The 17,647-nt window shown below is 64.7% G+C and carries 14 protein-coding genes and 1 rRNA gene; 3 read left to right on the top strand and 12 right to left on the bottom strand.

Features of this window, described 5'->3' with window-relative positions; genetic code table 11:
- Window positions 1-56 precede the first annotated feature (56 nt).
- The 8 genes from GJV37_RS00075 to GJV37_RS00040 form a co-directional block, all read right to left on the bottom strand.
- The gene (locus GJV37_RS00075; protein ID WP_024766617.1) at window positions 57-1,301 is read right to left on the bottom strand and encodes a C69 family dipeptidase; all 1,245 of its coding nucleotides are present in this window, start codon (window positions 1,299-1,301) and stop codon (window positions 57-59) included.
- Window positions 1,276-2,664 (bottom strand): flavin monoamine oxidase family protein, encoded by a 1,389-nt coding sequence (locus tag GJV37_RS00070; RefSeq protein WP_170860192.1) that lies wholly within the window; start codon window positions 2,662-2,664, stop codon window positions 1,276-1,278. The genes GJV37_RS00075 and GJV37_RS00070 overlap by 26 nt, the downstream gene beginning before the upstream one ends.
- Before the next feature lie 377 nt (window positions 2,665-3,041).
- Window positions 3,042-3,494 carry a ribosomal protein S18-alanine N-acetyltransferase gene (gene rimI / locus GJV37_RS00065; protein ID WP_024766615.1) on the bottom strand — a complete coding sequence of 151 codons (453 nt, stop codon included), beginning with the start codon at window positions 3,492-3,494 and terminating at the stop codon, window positions 3,042-3,044.
- Entirely contained in the window at window positions 3,491-4,327 is an 837-nt protein-coding gene (locus tag GJV37_RS00060) for a hypothetical protein (protein ID WP_024766614.1), read from the bottom strand. Before GJV37_RS00060 ends, rimI begins: the two co-directional genes overlap by 4 nt.
- Window positions 4,328-4,442: 115 nt before the next feature.
- Window positions 4,443-4,949, bottom strand: coding sequence for a DUF6160 family protein (locus tag GJV37_RS00055; protein ID WP_024766613.1), 507 nt, complete (start codon window positions 4,947-4,949; stop codon window positions 4,443-4,445).
- An 18-nt stretch (window positions 4,950-4,967) separates the two neighbouring features.
- Complete coding sequence (locus tag GJV37_RS00050) at window positions 4,968-6,536, bottom strand: hypothetical protein (RefSeq protein WP_024766612.1); 1,569 nt, start codon at window positions 6,534-6,536, stop codon at window positions 4,968-4,970.
- A gap of 16 nt (window positions 6,537-6,552) precedes the next feature.
- Window positions 6,553-7,635, bottom strand: a complete 1,083-nt coding sequence (locus GJV37_RS00045; RefSeq protein WP_065327298.1) for a hypothetical protein — start codon at window positions 7,633-7,635, stop codon at window positions 6,553-6,555.
- A gap of 237 nt (window positions 7,636-7,872) precedes the next feature.
- Window positions 7,873-8,478: a hypothetical protein gene (locus GJV37_RS00040; RefSeq protein ID WP_037011960.1), complete on the bottom strand. Its 606-nt coding sequence runs from the start codon at window positions 8,476-8,478 to the stop codon at window positions 7,873-7,875.
- Window positions 8,479-8,695: 217 nt separating this feature from the next.
- Between GJV37_RS00040 and mksB the strand changes: the two genes are divergently transcribed.
- Genes mksB through mksF form a run of 3 tightly spaced genes read left to right on the top strand, consistent with a single transcriptional unit; the run spans window position 8,696 to window position 13,543 of the window.
- The gene (gene mksB, locus GJV37_RS00035; RefSeq protein WP_084358774.1) at window positions 8,696-9,973 is read left to right on the top strand and encodes an Mks condensin complex protein MksB; all 1,278 of its coding nucleotides are present in this window, start codon (window positions 8,696-8,698) and stop codon (window positions 9,971-9,973) included.
- Window positions 9,963-10,712, top strand: a complete 750-nt coding sequence (gene mksE / locus GJV37_RS00030) for an Mks condensin complex protein MksE (protein WP_084358775.1) — start codon at window positions 9,963-9,965, stop codon at window positions 10,710-10,712. Before mksB ends, mksE begins: the two co-directional genes overlap by 11 nt.
- The gene (gene mksF / locus GJV37_RS00025; RefSeq protein ID WP_024766608.1) at window positions 10,709-13,543 is read left to right on the top strand and encodes an Mks condensin complex protein MksF; all 2,835 of its coding nucleotides are present in this window, start codon (window positions 10,709-10,711) and stop codon (window positions 13,541-13,543) included. The genes mksE and mksF overlap by 4 nt, the downstream gene beginning before the upstream one ends.
- Window positions 13,544-13,801: 258 nt before the next feature.
- On the opposite strand, the gene GJV37_RS00020 is transcribed toward mksF, so the two are convergent.
- The 4 genes from GJV37_RS00020 to rrf all read right to left on the bottom strand — a co-directional run.
- Window positions 13,802-16,102: a PqiB family protein gene (locus tag GJV37_RS00020; protein ID WP_193452054.1), complete on the bottom strand. Its 2,301-nt coding sequence runs from the start codon at window positions 16,100-16,102 to the stop codon at window positions 13,802-13,804.
- Window positions 16,095-16,715, bottom strand: a complete 621-nt coding sequence (locus GJV37_RS00015) for a paraquat-inducible protein A (RefSeq protein ID WP_024766606.1) — start codon at window positions 16,713-16,715, stop codon at window positions 16,095-16,097. The genes GJV37_RS00020 and GJV37_RS00015 overlap by 8 nt, the downstream gene beginning before the upstream one ends.
- The gene (locus GJV37_RS00010) at window positions 16,702-17,358 is read right to left on the bottom strand and encodes a paraquat-inducible protein A (protein ID WP_024766605.1); all 657 of its coding nucleotides are present in this window, start codon (window positions 17,356-17,358) and stop codon (window positions 16,702-16,704) included. The genes GJV37_RS00015 and GJV37_RS00010 overlap by 14 nt, the downstream gene beginning before the upstream one ends.
- Window positions 17,359-17,539: 181 nt before the next feature.
- Window positions 17,540-17,647: ribosomal RNA gene (gene rrf, locus GJV37_RS00005) — 5S ribosomal RNA — on the bottom strand; the annotation flags it as partial.

Below are 17,647 nucleotides of genomic sequence, written 5' to 3'. Positions count from 1 at the left end.
TCCTCATCATTGGCTGGCGGCACCTTACGCAGCGCGGGCGTGACTGACAAGCGGCATCAGTGCACGGCGTTGAGCCGCCACCAGCGCGGTGGACGCGGCGCCTGCTGCAGCGCCAGCTGGTACCAGGCGTCATGCCAGGCCTGACCTTCGGCGGCGAGGCGCGGCCAGTCCAGCGTGCGCCGATCCAGGGCACTGAGCAACTCGGTTTCCAGCCAGCCGTGGCCGGCGCGCAAGGCATCGGCGAAACCGGGATCGGCCAGGGCGCGCTGGTGCACAGTCTCGAAGCGCCACCACAGCGAGTCCTCCACGGCGTCGGTTTCGAGACTGAGCAGACCTTCCCCGGCGCGCTCTTCGAAACCCAGCGGCTGGAACATGGACAGGCAGGGTGCAGATGTGCCGGTGGCGGCCAGGCGCGGAGATTCACCGTCGAGCCGGGCGATGAGGCTGGCGGTGGTCTGCGAGGGGCGCCAGAAGCTGCCGGCGTGCAGGCAGATCTGCCGGTTGTCGTGCAGGTCGAAGCGATGCCCGCGGTGACCGTGGCTGCGCAGAGCGACGACCAGCGCCAGCCAGTCGACCTTCGCCGGGCAGTGGGCGAGAAAGTCTTCGTTGAGCTGGCGGCGCTGGTGGGCACCGGCAACCCAGGGCAGCACGCGGCCATCAAAGGCGCGGGCGAAGTGGAAATCGCCGCGGCCATTCCAGCAGCCGAAGCGGCGCGCCTGGGTTTCCAGGTCAGGGCTGGCGAGATCGTACTCGTGGCCGAGGCTCAGGGCATTGGAGATCGCCCAGCGCTCGACCTTCTTCGCCGCCCACAGGCGCCCGGCGGTTTCCAGCACCCAGGCTTCGTCGCGGTCGGCGATCAGGTAGCTGTTGTCGTAGCGCATGCGCTTGTTGCGATAGCCGGCAGGGCCTCCCTGCCCATGGCGCTCCAGCAGTCCGGTGATCACCGACAACGCCTCGCGGGCGCTGCTGCCGCGCTCCAGCCCAAGGCGCAGCAGGTCCATGCCGAGCAGGGCTTCGCCGTCGCGCTGAGTCAGTCTGGTGAACACGGCTTCGTTGCCGATGGCCACGCCCTTGTCGTTGACGCCCATCTCGGCGCCCCACAGCCAGGCCGGCTGGCTGAGGATGACGCCATGGCGATGGGAGGTCTGGGGGATATCCAGATAGGTGGTGCGCACCTTGGCCGCGCTGTCGCCGCTCACAGCAGGCAGGCGGATCAGGCGTTGCGTTTCGGCAGGCTCGCGGTCGCTGTTCTTGGCGAACCAGGTGGCACCGCCGCTACGCAATACCAAGGTGTCGCACATAGTCTTCCTCCCCGTGATCTTCCCGCGCGCCCAGCACTTCCCGCGCCGCACGCTCCCCGGCCTCTACGGCTCCGTCGAAATATCCCATCCAGCGCGTCGCCGTTTCTGTGCCGGCGAAGTGCAAACGCCCGTAGGGTTCGCGCAGGCGCGCCGCGCCGCTGCTCCACAGTCCCGGCGGGAACAGGGCGGCATAACAGCCCCGGGCGAAGGGTTCCTCGGCCCAGGATTTGTCCACGTAATCCTTCGGCTGGAGCGCCTGCTCGCCGAAGTAGCGGGCGAAGCACTCCAGCACCTGGCCGCGGCGCTCGTCGGCGAGGCGGGCGGTCCACTGGCGCGCTTCGTCGCCTTCGATAAAGCCCAGCAGCACGCCGCGTCCGGAGTCGGGGACGCTATTGTCGAAGGTCAGGCGGACCGGGCCGATCTCGCTAGTGGCCTGGCCGGAGAGGCCCTTGTCGCGCCAGAACGGGGTGTCATAGAGCGCCATGCACTTGATCACCGAGCCCTGCGGCAGGCGTTGCAGCAACTGGTCGCGCCAGCTGGGCAGCAGCGGCTCCTGGGTGATCCGCAGCAGTTGGGTGGGCGGCACGGCGAAGATGACACGGGCGGCCTGGTGCGTACCGCGGTCGGTGATCAGCTCGACGCTGCTGCCGTTCTGCCGCACGGTGCGCACCGGCTCGCCGGTGATGACGTCTGCGATACGCTCGCCGAGTGTTTCGCTGATCCGCTGGGAGCCTCCGTGGATGCGGTCCTGTTGGGCGCCGCCCTCGACGCCCAGCAGGGTATCCAGGTTGGTGCCGCTGTGGATGTAGAACAGCACATGGAGGAACGAGAGGTCATGGGGGCTGGCGGCAAGCACGGCGCCGCTCATCAGCTCGAAGACCTTGCGCCCGGTGGCCGTGCGCACGTTGCGCCGCAGCCATTCGGCGAAGGTGAGGCTGTCCCAGAGCTCGGCCTTGGGGTGCAGGCTGGGGTCGCTCAGGGGGATTTCCCGTGCCATGCGGTCCAGGCGTACATGAGCCTGAAGGACATCGAGCAGAACATGGGGAGGAAGCTTCGGAATAGCGCCGCGATAGGGCCGCAGGCGGTTCCCGAAGAGGGTGAGGTTGTCGCCCTGGTTCCATTGCGGATAGGTCGACAGGCCGAGTTCGGCCAGCAGGGAAAGGATGCGTTCCTGGGTAGGGCCGACCCACTGGCCGCCCACCTCGACCACCTCGCCGCTGGCGAAGCGATGGTTGAGGGTGCGCCCACCGACGCGCTTGTTCGCTTCGATCACTTTGACCCGTTGCCCGGCTTGCGCCAGACGCCAGGCTGCGGTCAGCCCCGAAATACCGGCGCCCACCACGATCACATCGCTGCGATTCATGTCTGCGACCCTATGTTCTTGTTGTTATTGGGCTTAAGCGTAAGCCAGGAATCGCCCTCGGAGAAACCCGAATCGTGGGAAATTTCCAGGCTTTGCGGGGGATGAAATGTCGAGGGCTCTAGCTTGGGCTATCCCGGAATGGAAGTGATCTGGACGGGTCGGAACGAACAGTGCGGCGGGGAGATGATCGCGGACAGAGTCCGCTCCCAGGCACTCCTGGATTCCGGCGTGCGGGGTCGCGGGGAGTCGGGGAAGTTCTCGTAGGATGGGTGGCGCAGAGCGATACCCATGCCACAGGCGCACCGATTGATAAGTGTCGCTTCGCGCCCCCCCATCCTGCGTCCTGGTCAGTGCAAAGAAGCCCGCGTGGTGGGCGCTCAGTCGACCAGCGTGCAGGCCATCACCAGCGCGTCTTCACGGCCGCCGACTGCCGGGTAGTAATCGCGGCGACGACCGATTTCATTGAAGCCGTAGCGCTCGTAAAGGCGATAGGCAGGGCCATTGGAGGCGCGGACTTCGAGAAAGCATTCCACTCCGCCCCGCTCGTGGGCGCGCTTCATCAGGTGTTCCAGCAGCGCCAGCCCCAGGCCGCGGCCCTGGCTCTCCGGCTTGACGGTGATGTTGAGCAGGTGCGCTTCATCGAGGATCAGCTGGATCACGCCGTGGCCGACCTGCTGGGAACCTTCGAACATCACCCAGCATTCATAGCTTTTCAGCCCATCGGCGAAGGTGCCGCGCGTCCAGGGGTGGCTGAAGGCGGCGTATTCGATCTTGAGTACGGCATCGAGGTCCGCCTCGGTCATCGGGCGGAAAGAAACAGCGTCGCTCATGCAGGTGCCTGACTCATCCAGCGTTGCCGCACTCGGCGCATGGCGCGCCAGAGGTCGGCTTTCAAAGTGGGTTCTTCGGCCAGGCGCTCCAGGCCCGGCAGTGCCCAGGCCACACCCAGGCCTTCGACCTGCAGCTCGCGCAGCAGGGACTCTTCATCGCCCTCGCCGGCGAAGCGCACGGCGGGCATGCCGACCAGCCACAGGCAGGAACACGGGGCGCCCTCCTCCAGCCGCGCGGCGACGAAACCCTGGACGAACTCGCGGGCGGCTTGCGGGCCCTGGTCCATGTTGCCGCGGGAGAACAGCGGCCAGCGTACCGGCTCGCCCATCAGTTGCGGGCTGTCCGGCAGGCCGGCGGCGCGCAGCAGGTCCTTGAGCAGCAGGTAGGCCGGGTCGCGGCTGGCCAGCGGCTCGCCGGTGGGCAGTTCGACCAGCACGGTGCATTCGCCGGCACGCAGCAGTTGCAGGGCGAAGCGTGGCGGCGGCGCGATCGGCGCGCGGACAGCCGGTTCGGCTTCCGCCTCGGCCGGATCTTCGGCCTTGACCGCGCCAGCCGGCTTGGCCGCAGCGCCGACCTTGGGCAGCAGGCGCGCAGCGATCGAGCCGGGTTCTGCAGGCATTGCCGGTGCAGCAGGCGCGGGGGCGGCAACCGGGGCGACGGCCTCGCGAGCCACCGCAACGGACGCAGGAGCAATCGGCTCGGCTACGACGGGCGCAGGCGTTTCCAGCAACTCCGGGCGCGACGGAGCGGCGAACGGCAGTACCACGCGCGGCAGCCAACTGGCGACCTGCATGGCGCCAAGGTAGGCACGGCGACGGGCTTCTTCGATCAAGGGGCGTTTACCTGTGGGTGGTGCCTGCGCGAGCAGGCCGACACGACGAGGCGGGATTGTCGCGTGAAACGCGCTGGGGGGAAAGGCCGGCGGGCGGAGAGCCCGTGCGTTTCGCTTACGGAGTGCCGAAGACGTAGACGTTGCCGGTGAGCTTGACCGCGCCGGTAGCCTGGTAGGTGAGCAGGTTGGTCTGCTGCAGGCCACTGCCGGAAACCTTGCCCTGGTTGGCGCCGCCCAGGGTGAACTGCAGGTTGGTGGCGCTGGCGTTGGTCAGGCCGATCTTCATGGCCTGGCGGTTGAACAGCGCGCCGTCACCGTTGAAGCCATTGTTGATGGTCACCATGTCGATGGACATGCCGTCGAAACTGAAGGTGCCCTTGATGTTGTCCAGCACGATATAGCCGGTGCTGTTGAGCGGCTGGATCGCCAGGCGCGCACCGCAGCCACCGGTGCAGCGGGTATCGGCGGTGTTGGCGGCAAGATTGAAGTTGACACTCAGGCTGACGCCGTCCTGGCCGCTGACATCGGCCATTTCGCTGTCGTCCAGGCCGCGCATCTCGCTGTGGGCTGTGGTGGCGGCCAGCAGCAGCGTTGCCAGAAGCGGAAGTCGTGCGCTGTTCACGGCGAGTCTCCTCTTGCGCTAGCGCGGCAGGTTCACGGTGCGGACATTCAAGTAGTCGATACGCAGGCCGCGAATGGCCTGGGAACCGACATCGGTGCCGCTGATGTTCAGGTTTCCGATGCTGATATTGCTCTTCTGAACGTTCTGGTAGAAGGCCTCGTGGTTGGCCCAGGTAACGCCCGGCGCACTGAGCACCAGGTCACCGTTGCTGGCCACGGAGAGCGTTGCCGGCTGGTAATTGGCGTCGCCCAGGTTGAGGTCGAAGTAGACATTCTTGGCCACCACCTTGTTGCTGTCGGCGCAGTTCTCGCAGCCGGCGATGATCAGTTTGTCGGCATACATCTGCAGGCTCATGGAGGCCTTGAGCCCGGCGGCGTCGCCCCACAGGTTGAGGTAGGAGCCGTTGAGAGTGAAGTTCTCCAGGGCGATGGAGAAGAAGTCCGTACGCGAGGTGGTTGCGCCAGCCGATCCGTTGCTGTTGTAGGCCGTACTGGGCAGGGTGAACTTGGTGGCGATGCCGATATCCAGTCCCTGGATGCGGGTGCCGGAGGAGCTCTGCATGGCGCCGGCCACCAGTTGCACCGTGGAGACGTTCTTCTCGGTGCGCGTAATGGTGCCGCTGACGCAGGTGGTGGCGCTGCCGCCTTGGGCGCCGCAGAGCTGGACGAACTTGTCGTAGTCGCTGGCGCGCTGGCTCAGGGTGACGCCGTTGCGGCTGACGTTCCAGGCGGCGCTGAGGTTCTGCTGGGCAGCCGTGAGGTCGCTGGTGCTGGTGTTGTAGGTGTCCACCGAGGCGTTGTAGTTCTTCACCGCGGTGTTGTTGTTGCAGGCGGCGAGGATGCCGCAGTCGTACTTCGTCCCCAGCGCCGGGCGGTCCACGCACCAGAGCCCGCAGACCTGGGCAGGCGCCGAGGTGTAACGAGTGTTCATGGTGTTGTAGTTGGTCTTCTGCACCGCCTGGGCCGCATCGACCTGGGTCTCCCGCTGGTTGACCACCACCATGTCGGCGTCGATGCCGCTCTTGAGCGTTACCATGTTGTTCGAATACGTGGTGAGCAGCGTGTCGCGCTGGGTCTTCAGCGCGCTCAGCTCGGCATTGACTTTGTTGGTCGCCTGGGCCGGGTTGGTGCAACCGGCGTCGCCATACAGGCAGCCCTGGTAGTACGACCACAGGCCGAACTTGTGGGTGTCGTTGATCGGGTCGGTCCAGGTCGGCGTCATCAGTTGCAGCGCTTCCTGGTTGGCCGGGATGTTCAGCCCGGCCTTGTACTTGATCGGCCCGAGGGTGAAGGGGTGCATGGGCGTGCCCAGGTAGGCCTTGGTGTCCAGCGTGCCGCGCTGGCTGCCGGCGCCCTTGATGTAGGCGCCGGTGATATCGACCTGGACGTCCTGGTTGGCGCTGTTCTTGACGCCGGTTATCTTCGAGGTGGCGGTCGCCTGGTCGTAGCTGAAGCCGTCGATGAAGAAGCCCAGGCCGGCGCCACTGACTTCTTCCAGTTGCTCATCATCCAGGGCCTTCATGCCCAACGCCGGGAGGCTGACCAGGCAGCCGGCGAGGCAGGCGAACAACGCGGCGCGCCAGCTCATCTCAGCACTCCTCATCTCAGCAACCTGACGCTTGCGCGCCCATGCAGGTGGACTGCCGGGGCAGGCCGCGCAACGCATCGTAGAGGTTGATCAGGATCGGATAGACCGAATCCGCGCCGGAGCCCACTTTGGGGAAGTTGGCGAAGGCGCCGGACTGGGTATTGACGAAGTTGCCGGCATTGGCCAGGTCCTGCCAAGGCACGTTCTGGTTCTGCAGGGAGAAGAAGATGCCCTGGGCGCCAGTATTGATGTCGGTGGAGCCCGGCTTGCCGATATAGATCGTCTTGTAGTTGGTCAGGTCGAAGCAGGTAGTCAGGCCCAGCGCCTGGCAATTGTTGGTGGTCGACAGGGTCGGGATCAGCGCGGCAATCAGGCCGCCAGCATCCGAATGCAGCGAGTCGCCCTTGGCGATCCCGATCTGCGTGGCGCGGTTGATCGGTTGGCCGTTGATGGTGGCCTCGCCCGTGCCGGCCTTGAGCAGCACCACGTCGGCGTACACCGGCGTATCCCCGGCCACGGCCAGCGCCAGGCAGTTGATCAGATTCGGGCAGCCGTTGCGGGTGTAATAGTCGTAGGCGATGGACGCCGGCCCGTAGATCTGCCCCTGCAGGTTGCCGGTAAGGGACAGGATGTCGCCGGACAGATCGCCTTGCGCCTTGCCGAAACCGACGCGCGCGCCCACCAGTTGGCGCACACCGTTGTTGGTCTGGAAGGCGAACTCGACGTACGGATCCTGGATCTGGAACGGCACCACCTTGGCGTCGGGAGAGTTGGCGTTGTCGACCCTGCCCAGGGCGAAGTTGTTGATCAGGATATCCGCCGGCTGGCCGGAGACGGTGGTCGAGCCGGTGCGGCTGTAGTTGCCCAGGCTCAACTGATCGATGTTGGTCAGCAGGCTGATGTCGGCGCCGAAGTTGAGCCGGGTGTACTGGTAGTTCTGGTAGGTGGAAGCGTCGACGGTGAGCATCGCGCCCTGGCCGGAGATGGCGGACAGCTCATCATCGTCCATCGACTGCATGCGCGCCTGAGCGGAAAAGGCCAGCAGGCCGCCGCAGAGCAAGGCAAGGGCACGCATGAGCGGACCGGAGGACTGATGCATGGCACTCTCCTTTCCTGGCGCACGTCGAGTGAGCGCCTAGTTGTTATTCATCGGGCGAGGCGAGCCGGAAAACAGGTCGAGACTCGGCGCCGTGATGCCACTATAGGAATTCACCCGCCACGGCGGGCCGACCCATAGTCGAGTAAATCACCTCGAACGATAGACGAGGAAAGGAAAGTCCGGGCCAGGTTGTTACCCATCGTCACACCCGGGTGACAGCTTCGGGCGCCCGAAAGCTCAGTGATGGCGGAACAGACCTATCAGATGCTCGGCGATGGCGCCCTTGATGGCATCCAGGTTCAGCCGCGACTGGGCCTGCAGCTTGGCGGTGTTCAAGCGGTGCAGATGCAGCGAGGGCATGCGCGCCTCATACTCGCGCAGGTCGCCCTTCACCAGTACCGGCAGGAAGATGTCCCCGCGCATGCGGTAACGGTTGATCAGCAGCTTCAGGCCATCCTGGAACGGCAACTCCCGCGATGCCACCAGCCGGTGCTCGCCCGGAATCTTCAGGTACAGGCCGCTGTAACCCATCGTCTCGCCGGGCAGGATATGGATGCCGGTGGGCTCCACCGCCTCGGCCGGAATATCGTGGAAGGTATCGAACCAGGCCTGCTCGTCCGGGAGGATGGTGATGCCACCCTCCTGGCTCTCCGGGATCACGAAGCTGTAGTTGCTGTAGAGCTTCTCGACGTACGACGAATAGATGCACAAGCGATTTTCGAAGCGCTGCAGGAATGCGATGGCTTCGTTGCGATCGGTGATCGCATCCAGGTCCCAGTCCAGGTCGTTCTGGCGTTCCAGTTCGGCCCAGCGGGCTTTGGCAAGTGCGGCGTCGTAGGTCATGGCAGCGATCAGCCTTTCGATATCCCGGCTCTGATAACAGGCTATGGCAAAAAACTTGCCAGAAAATTCAGTGAGTTAGCCCTGATTTTCCGTGAACCAGCGCACACCTTGGGCGCTGTCGCGGTCGCAAACTGACGCGTTTCGTCACCCTGTCGGCCAGGGGGGGACCTTTGCAGTACAATCGCTCCCTTTGTTCATTCCGGGCCCAACCAAGCCGATGATCGACCCACGACGCGTACTCCGCGCCCTCGCCGAACACTGGGTGCTGCTCGAACCGCTGTGCGAGCGCTTCGACGCCGGCACCCTGAGCCTGGTGGAGCTGCGTATCCAGCTCACCAGCCAGTTGCCCGACAGTACCCCGGTGGACATCACCGCCCTGCTCGACCAGTGGGTCCGCCTGGACATCCTCGTCCCGGTGGCCAAGAGCCCCAACCGCTTCGAGCTGAACGCGCAGATCCACGACTTCCTCGCCTACCTGCGCCAGGAGCACCGCCTGGGCCTGTGCCTGGAGATCGAAGCCTACCTGCGCCACCTCGAGCGCCTCGCCGGCTACATTCGCGAGGCTTTCGAGGCACGCGACGGCAACGACCTTGCCCGGCAACTGCGCCTGCTCGACATGCGCGTGCGCGACGTGCTGAAGAAGCTCGCCAACGACGAGCAGGCGCTGGTCGCCGTGGCCGATCGGGCCAAGACCCAGGACCGGCAGATTCCGCTGCGCCAGCGCTATGCCGAAGTCCTGGCAACCTGGGACGAATACGTCGAACCGATGATCCAGCTGGTCTCCGCCGATGGCGCCTTCGAACAGGGCGTGCACCGCGTGGAACAGGTGCTGCTACGCCTGCTCAGCGAACAGGCACGCCTGGGCCAACTGGTGGACGACGACCAGTTGCTGCGCACCCACGCGCGTATCCTGGAGATGCAGACCACTGCCCAGCTCACCCTGCGCCGCGCCCGCGAACTGCTGCTGCCGCTGCGCGAGGAAGCGCGCCGGCATAACGCGATCACCCGCGGCGCAGCCCTGGCGCTGTCAGTCATCCGGCGCAAGGGCATCGACGCAGTGCCGCAGGCGGCGATGCCGATGTTCACCCGGCCACAGAGCAACTTCCTGGGCACCGCCTCGCAGGTCGAGAGCTACGTCTTCGCCCTCGCCAACTTCCAGCCCAAGCCGGCGCACTTCCCCAAGGCCAGCGGCAATCGCAAGAACGACGGCCCGCAGCGTTCGCCGCGCACCGCGCGGGAAATGCTCGACCGCTGCCAGGCCGCGCTGCCCCTGCCGGACCTGATGCAATGGCTGCTGGAGCAGGAACCCGAAGGCGCCACCGACGAACTGCTCTACTGGTTCTCGCGCCTGTCGCGCGATGCCCGCTTCCAGCGCGACCGCCTTGAGCGGGCCCAATACGACACTCTCCAGCACAGCGTCAGCCTGTGCTCCTTCGCCCTGATCGCCGGCCCGACCGCTGGCAAGGACAGCAAGAGCGAATCGCATGCAGATTAATCTCACCGAAATGACCCAGCTCGCGCCGATCTTCCGCGAGCTGTTCAAGGGCTTCCACATCAGCCGCCGTGATCCGGAGCTGTACAGCCAGCTGTCCAACCAGCAGGACGCCTACCGCGCGCTGTTCCGCAGCCTGGGCTACGAGCTGGTCTGCGATACCCGCGGCTTCTACTACTTCGTTCCCGAGCAGACCGGCGCCCAGGTGAACAAGACCGCCCAGCGCCTGGCACTGTTCACCTTCATCCTGGTCGAACACCTCGCCGACCAGGGCCGCGACCCGCTGGCCGTCCTCGACGGCGGCAGCATCGGCCGCGACGAACTGCCGCCGCTGCTGGAGAAGTACCGCGACCTGTTCCTGCAGGCCGAGGTGACCACCCAGGAAGAACTGGAAGAGAAGGTCATGCGTCGCCTCACCCAGCTTGGCTTCGCCGCCGAGGACAACGGCGTGTACCGCTTCCTGCCGCCCATCCACCGCTTCCTCGACGTCTGCCTGTCGGTCCAGCAGGACCGCGACCTGGCCAGCAACCTGTACGCCAGCGAAATGCAGTTCACCGCGCCCGCGCTGATGGAAGAAGACGACGAGCCGGTGGTGATCCTCGAGTCCTACGCCGACGAACCGCTGGAAGACAGCGAAGACGCCATCGTGGTGATCGACGAACCCGCTGCCGTCGCGGAAGAAGAGAGCGAAGAAGACGCCCTCGCCCGCGCCATCGCCGAAGAACAGGAGGCCCAGGCATGACCCAGGAACGCTACGGCATCCGCCGCTTCGCCCTGCTCAACACCGCCGGCTACAGCCTCGGCATCTTCCCGCTGGAACAGCCACTGTCGGTGTACGGCGCGAACAACCTCGGCAAGTCGGCGTCGATCAACGCGCTGCAGTTCCCGATCCTCGCGCGCATGTCCGACATGAGCTTCGGCAAGTACAGCCTGGAAGCCTCGCGCAAGTTCTACTTCGCCACCGACACCAGCTACATCCTCATCGAGCTGGACCTGCCCAACGGCCGCCATGTGATCGGCGTCGGCGGCCGCGGTCCAGGCGGCGGCTTCGGCCACCAGTTCTTCGCCTACCAGGGCGAGCTGGACCTGGAGCACTACCAGAAGAACGGCACCTGCCTGCGCCTGCGCGAGCTGTATGCCAACCTTGAGCGCGAGGGCATCAAGTCCTATGAACTGAAGCCCGACGAGCTGCGTCGCCTGCTGGTCGGCGGCCACACCTCGATCCCGCTGGACCTGACCCTGATCCCGCTGCGCTCCACCAGCGAACAGAGCCTGAAGACCTTCCGCTCGCTGTTCATCAACCTGCTGCACATGCGCGAGATCACCGCGGCCAAGCTCAAGCAGCTGTTCCTCGATGCCTTCGAGCACAGCCTGCGTTCGGGCAGCGTCGACTACATCGCCGCCTGCGAGGAAGCCTTCCGCGACGTACGCCGCATGGAAGGTGACTACCAGGCCCTGGTCGCCGCCGGCCCGCTGGTCGAGGCCCTGGCCAACGGCGTGCAGCAGCGCGAACTGCTGCGCGGCAAGATGCACCGCCTCTCGCCGCTGCTGGATAACCTGCTGGGCACCTGGGAAGACTATTCCGGCGCGCGCAAGGAAGAGCTGGTCATCCAGGCCGAGCACTACAAGCGCGAGCAGGACGGCCTGCAGAACGAGCAGCGCGGCAGCACCGCCGAGCTGATGCGCCTGGAGCGCGAGATCAGCGAGATCCAGCGCTGGATGGGCGAACTCGCCGTGCTGAAGAACCGCTTCGCGCTGGTCGATGACGTCAAGGTCCTGGAGCAGCAACTGCTCGCCGCCAAGGACGCTCACGACGAACTGGCCGGCGCCCTGGCGCACTCCCGGCAGTTCTCCAGCGAAGACCTGGAAGAACGCATGCGCGATCTGGAAAAACGCCTGAAGGGCGTTCGCCAGCAACTCGAGCACGCCGACAACAACAGCTATGCCCGCCTGCGCGAGGAATTCTCCCAGCAGGACGTGGAGCGTCTGATGCGTCTGTTCAACGGCGCGCTGTTCAGCCTGCCGCTGGGCGAAAAAGGCGTAGACCTCGACGAAGCCGGCCAGTGGGTCGGCAGCGTCGAGAAGATCCTCGATGCCTTCAAGGGCGAGCGCTTCGAAGTGCCCGGCCTCTCCATCGACATTTCAACCATCGAGCCGCCGGCCCTGCAGGCCCTGGCCGACCGCGCCGCGCTGCGCGACCAGAAGGAGCGCCTGGAGAAGGAGCTCAAGCAGCTCAAGACCCAGCAGGCCGTGGCCGCCGACCGCAACGCCAGCAAAGCGCAAGCGGACAAGTTCTATCAGGACGTGCTCGATGCGCAGAAGGCGCTGGAAGACTTCCGTCGCAGCCAGACGCTCAACGCCGAAGAGCCGGCCAAGCTGGAGCAGCTCGCCCAGCTGGAAGCCACCCAGGACGAGCTCAAGCGCTCCGCCGACGCCTTCACCGAACGCGTCCAGCAGCTCTCCGCCAAGCTGCAGTTGATCGGCCGCCAACTGGCCGACATGGAAGCCAAGCAACGCACCCTCGACGACGCCCTGCGCCGTCGCCAGCTGCTGCCGGCCAACCTGCCCTTCGGCATCCCGTTCATGGACCCGGTCGACGACTCCATGGACAACCTACTGCCGCTGCTCAACGACTATCAGGACACCTGGCAATCGCTGCAGCGCGTGGACGGTCAGATCGAGGCGCTGTACGCCCAGGTGCGCCTCAAGGGCGTGGCCAAGTTCGATAGCGAGGATGATCCGGAGCGTCGCCTGCAACTGCTGATCAACGCTTACGCACACCGCACCGACGAAGCCATGACCCTGGCCAAGGCGCGCCGTGCAGCCGTCACTGACATCGCCCGTACCCTGCGCAATATCCGCAGCGACTACGACAACCTGGAACACCAACTGGCGCTGTTCAACCGCGAGATCAACAAGCGCCAGGTATCCAACCTGCAAAGCTTCCGCATCGTGCTGGCGCCCAACAAGGACGCGCTCAAGCACATCGACCAGATCATCCACAGCGCCGGCCAGTACGAAGAGGGCGAGAACCTCTCCGTCTTCGACCTGACCCAGAGCGCCGAGCAGGATGCGAAGAACGAGGAAGCCAAGGACTACCTGTCGCGCCTGGTGGCGGCGAACAACAACCAACTGGGCCTGAAGGACCTGTTCGAGCTGGCGTTCGAGATCACCAAGCTGGGCGGCCAGCCGATCATGCACACCGATATCGACGGCGCCGCGTCCAACGGCACCACCATGACCATCAAGGCGCTGACCAACATGTACCTGTTGCTGCACCTGATGGACCGCGAGCAGGCCGGCCGCGTGCGCCTGCCCTACTACCTCGACGAGGCGGCGGACATCGACGAACGCAACCAGTCGGCGCTGCTGGAGACCAGCCTGCAACTGGGCTTCGTGCCGATCCTGGCGAGCGTGAAGCCCCAGGTGTCGGCGCAGGTGGCCATCGACCTGGAGGGCGGCAGCGGTCCCAACGGTATCTACATCGACGAGGCGGACTGGAAGTACATCCGCCGGCGCGACACAGAAAAGGCTGCGCACAACGACGTGGAAGCCAGCGCCGAACCGGCGTGATGCTCTCGCAGCGTTAACGAAAAAGCCCCGCCATGCGGGGCTTTTTCCTTTCCGACTCTGCGTGGCCCTGCACTTGTGGGAGCGAGCTTGCTCGCGAACCGCATAACGCCGAAGCCTATCCGATACCCATGCCTCCAGCGACGATGCTGATGGGTACCGGTGCGCACCAAGCCACCCTGCAAATGCTGCTCGTGCATCCACCGCACGCGTAGAATGAAAAGGGCCGCTGATGCGGCCCTTTTCCTGTACGTCTGAAACTCAGTTCGCCTTCCCCAGCGGAATCTTCGGCGCCCAGTCCAGCCACTTCTCGTCGTACTCGTCGAACAACGCAAAGGTCTGCCCGGGTTTGGCCGGCGAACCCATTTCGTCGTTGTTCGGTGTCGCGAAGGCCACGCCGCCGGAGAGGATGGTTTCCATCGACTCCGTGCGCAGCTTCACTCCCTTGAACAAACCTGCGTCGACACCGACGCCACTGGTATTCCAGAAGCGGCTGCCCGTCCGCACCAGCGCCGCATAACGTGGCTCGATGAGAATGTGGACCAGCACGCGGTCCGCCGTCTCGCCCAGCTCGAACGAAGTAACCTTCCCGACCTGCACCTCGCGGTAAGTCACCGGAACCCCGGCCTTGAGCGAACCCCGTCGAGACGCACTCAGGGTCAGGCGCAGGCCGTCAGCATCCAGGAGGCGGTTGGGTTCGCCGCCCAGCAGGCTGAAGCTGGTCTGCGCCTGGCCGGTCTTGGGCGCCGGCAACACTTCGATGTACTGGCCACTGACGATGGTGCTCAGGTTGGATACGCCGGAAAGACCGACCTGCGGGCCCACTACCCAGAAGCGTGTGCCTTGCCGAGCGATGCGATCCGCTCCCCGGGTGAGGCGCGCCTTCAGTTGCACGGACTGCAGATCCTTGCTCAGATCGACCTGCTCGACGCGACCGACCTCCAGGCCCTTGTAACGCAGGACGGTGCCTTCCTTCAGACCATCCGCGGTATCGGCGCGCAGGTCGATGATCTGGCCCTTGAGGTGCGCATCGTCCTCGCTGTCGTACAGCGCAAAGCGGCGCACCTTGGTCACCGGCGCAGCCTTCGGGTCCGGGGTATCGAAGGCGATGCCGCCAGCGATCAGCGTCTGCAGCGACTCGCTCTTCAGCTTGATCCCGTCCAGACCGCCACTGATGGTGACGCCACTGATGTTCCAGAAGCGCGACGAGGTGTTCACCAGCTTGGCGTACTCCGGCTCGATATGGACACCGATGATCAGCCGCGAGGGGTCACGGCGGGAGAGCTGGTAACTCTGCACGCTGCCCACTTTCATCTGGCGGTAGAGGATCGGTGTACCGACCTCCAGCGAACCCAGTTGATCCGTGGTCAGTACCAGGTGCAGGCCCGGCGAGTCGAGATTCAACGGGGGCGCCTTCGGGCGGATGACGAAGTCACGGGTCGGATCGCCGCCACTGGCGAATCGCACACTCAGGTAGTTGCCCTTCACCAGCGCCTCCAGCCCGGTGATGCCCGCCAGCGAAATGCTCGGCTTGACCATCCAGAACTCGGTCTTGCTGTTGAGGAAGTCCTCGGTGCGCGGGTCCATGGACAAGGTGGCGGTGGCGCCATTGAAATCCTTGTCCATGTCGATGCTCTTCACCGTGCCGACCTGCACGCCGTTGTACATCACCGGCGTACTGCCCGGGGTCAGGCCGCTGACGTCGCTGACCTTCACCTTGACGCTGAGGCCGGCCTGAGCCGCGTCGAAGTCCTCATACAGGCGGAACGGTTTGGTCGGGTCGGTGGGCGGGCTGTCCGGGTAATTGTCAGGCGTCGAGAAGGCGATACCGCCGGCCGCGATGCTCGCCAGCGACTCGGTACGCAGCTTCAGGCCGCTGAGGCTGCCGGACAGGGTGATGCCGCTGGCGTTCCAGAAACGTGTGTGCTTGCGCACCAGGTTGGCATAGGCCGGCTCGATGTGGACCTTCACCTCGATGGTCTTCTGGTCCTCCGCCAGGCGGTAGCTCTTCACCTGGCCAACCTGGATCTGCCGGTAGTAGATCGGGCTCCCCTGCTCCAGCGAACCGAGGCGCTCGGCCTTCAAGGTCAGGTGCAGGCCCGGCAGGGAGTCGGACAACGGCGGCGGCTCTTTCAGCGCGGTGAAGTCCTTCTGCTGTTCGCCCTTCACCGGGTCGATGGCGATGTAGTTGCCCGATACCAGGGTCTCCAGCCCGGTGACGCCGGCTATCGAGACGCGCGGCTTGACCAGCCAGAAACGCGTTCCCTTGCTGAGGTACTCGGCAGCCTCCTTGCGCATCTCCACGGTTGCCGTGACGCCAAGGGTGGGCTGGTTGACGTGAAGGTCGACCACCTTGCCGACGCCGATCCCCTTGAAGATCACCTCGGTCTTGTTGGCCTGGATCCCCTCGCCGCTCTCGAACTGGATGTTGATCACGATCCCCGCCTGGTCGTATGCACGCCAGGCCAGCCAGGCACCGATCGCCAGCGCGATCAATGGCAGGATCCAGATTGCCGACCAGTTGGTGGTCTTGCGCATCTTGGGTTTGGGGAGATCACTCATCGTCGTTTTCCGCGTCCGTGTTATCCCAGATCAGCCGGGGATCGAAAGTCACTGCCGCCAGCATGGTGAGGACCACCACGCAGGCAAAGGCGGCTGCACCGAGGTTCGCCTCGATGCTCGCCAGATTGCCGAAGTTCACCAACGTCACCAGGATCGCGATGACGAAGATGTCGAGCATCGACCAACGGCCGATCCACTCAATGAAGCGATACATGATGATGCGTTGCTTGGCGGACATCGGCTGGTGTCGCTGCACCGAGTAGAGCAGCAGCGCAATGCCCACCAGCTTGAACGTCGGCACCAGGATGCTGGCGATGAACACCACCGCCGCGACCGGCAGCATGTCCGCATTGATCAGCTCCACCACGCCTTCCATGATGGTGGCGGGCATACCGTTGCCGAGGAAGTTGACCGTCATGATCGGCAGCAGGTTGGCCGGGATGTAGAGCACCGCGGCGGTGATCAGCAAGGCCCAGGTGCGTGTCAGGCTGTTCGGGCGTCGCTCATGCACCAGCGCACCGCAGCGGCTGCAATGGGTCTCGTCATCCACTTCACGGCGATTGAGCTGATGGCATTCGCCACAAACCAGAATATCGGCATCAATGGCTCGCATCATCGAACTCCCCGGACAGTTCACCCCAGACCTGATGATGGGACATGGTCACTTCGAGCCACACCTGGGTGAACAGCAGCCCGATGAAGCAAGCCAGGCCGACACTGACATGCAACTCGGCCATGTCGATCAGCTTGACGATGGCAACGATGATCCCCATCAGGTAAACCTCCAGCATGCCCCACTCGCGCAGGTGCTGGTAACCGCGGAGCAACAACATCCCCTGGTCGCGCCAGACCTTGAAACGTATGGTCAGCAGGACAAACAGCTGGCACAGCAACTTGGCCAGAGGGATCACCATGCTGCACAGGAAGACCAGGACCGCGACGCCCTTCATATCGGACTCGTACAGACCGATTACGCCGCTCCATACCGTGTCCATGCTGGTCTGGCCAAGAATGGTGATGTGCATGATCGGCAGGAAATTCGCCGGGATATAGAGCAACAGCGCCGTCAGCACCAGGGCCAGCGCACGCCGGATCATATGGGGACGATGGATCTCCAGCTCATAGCCGCAGCGCGGGCAAACGGAGCGATGCCCTGACGGAACAGGCTCGCGGCGCATCAGCAGGTCGCACTCGTGGCAAGCCGTCAGCTCCTCCAGAGGCAGATCCTGCAAGGCATGTCCTTCGACTTCGGGCATGTAGGCACTCAGGGAAAATTTGTCGCTATTGTAGACGACACAACCTCCGATTCGGTGCCCGGAAATTATCTCGAAAACTCTGGAAACCGAGCGGCCGTGCCAACGCAGGCGAACCAGACTTTCCCGCGAGCAAAAGCAAAACCCCCGGCCAGCGAAGCTGACCAGGGGTCTTGGGATAGGAGCTTGACGATGACCTACTCTCACATGGAGAAACTCCACACTACCATCGGCGATGCGTCGTTTCACTACTGAGTTCGGGATGGGATCAGGTGGTTCCAACGCTCTATGG

Source organism: Pseudomonas nitroreducens (assembly GCF_010994165.1).
Classification (GTDB): domain Bacteria; phylum Pseudomonadota; class Gammaproteobacteria; order Pseudomonadales; family Pseudomonadaceae; genus Pseudomonas; species Pseudomonas nitroreducens.
This window is presented reverse-complemented; position numbering and strand designations above follow the sequence as displayed.

Excerpts from the sequence above, each read along its gene's own strand:
- GJV37_RS00075 (WP_024766617.1), bottom strand. The coding sequence starts at position 1,301 with ATGTGCGACACCTTGGTATTGCGTAGCGGCGGTGCCACCTGGTTCGCC.
- GJV37_RS00070 (WP_170860192.1), bottom strand. The coding sequence starts at position 2,664 with ATGAATCGCAGCGATGTGATCGTGGTGGGCGCCGGTATTTCGGGGCTG.
- rimI (WP_024766615.1), bottom strand. The coding sequence starts at position 3,494 with ATGAGCGACGCTGTTTCTTTCCGCCCGATGACCGAGGCGGACCTCGAT.
- GJV37_RS00050 (WP_024766612.1), bottom strand. The coding sequence starts at position 6,536 with ATGAGCTGGCGCGCCGCGTTGTTCGCCTGCCTCGCCGGCTGCCTGGTC.
- GJV37_RS00045 (WP_065327298.1), bottom strand. The coding sequence starts at position 7,635 with ATGCATCAGTCCTCCGGTCCGCTCATGCGTGCCCTTGCCTTGCTCTGC.
- GJV37_RS00040 (WP_037011960.1), bottom strand. The coding sequence starts at position 8,478 with ATGACCTACGACGCCGCACTTGCCAAAGCCCGCTGGGCCGAACTGGAA.
- mksB (WP_084358774.1), top strand. The coding sequence starts at position 8,696 with ATGATCGACCCACGACGCGTACTCCGCGCCCTCGCCGAACACTGGGTG.
- mksE (WP_084358775.1), top strand. The coding sequence starts at position 9,963 with ATGCAGATTAATCTCACCGAAATGACCCAGCTCGCGCCGATCTTCCGC.
- mksF (WP_024766608.1), top strand. The coding sequence starts at position 10,709 with ATGACCCAGGAACGCTACGGCATCCGCCGCTTCGCCCTGCTCAACACC.
- GJV37_RS00020 (WP_193452054.1), bottom strand. The coding sequence starts at position 16,102 with ATGAGTGATCTCCCCAAACCCAAGATGCGCAAGACCACCAACTGGTCG.
- GJV37_RS00015 (WP_024766606.1), bottom strand. The coding sequence starts at position 16,715 with ATGCGAGCCATTGATGCCGATATTCTGGTTTGTGGCGAATGCCATCAG.
- GJV37_RS00010 (WP_024766605.1), bottom strand. The coding sequence starts at position 17,358 with ATGCCCGAAGTCGAAGGACATGCCTTGCAGGATCTGCCTCTGGAGGAG.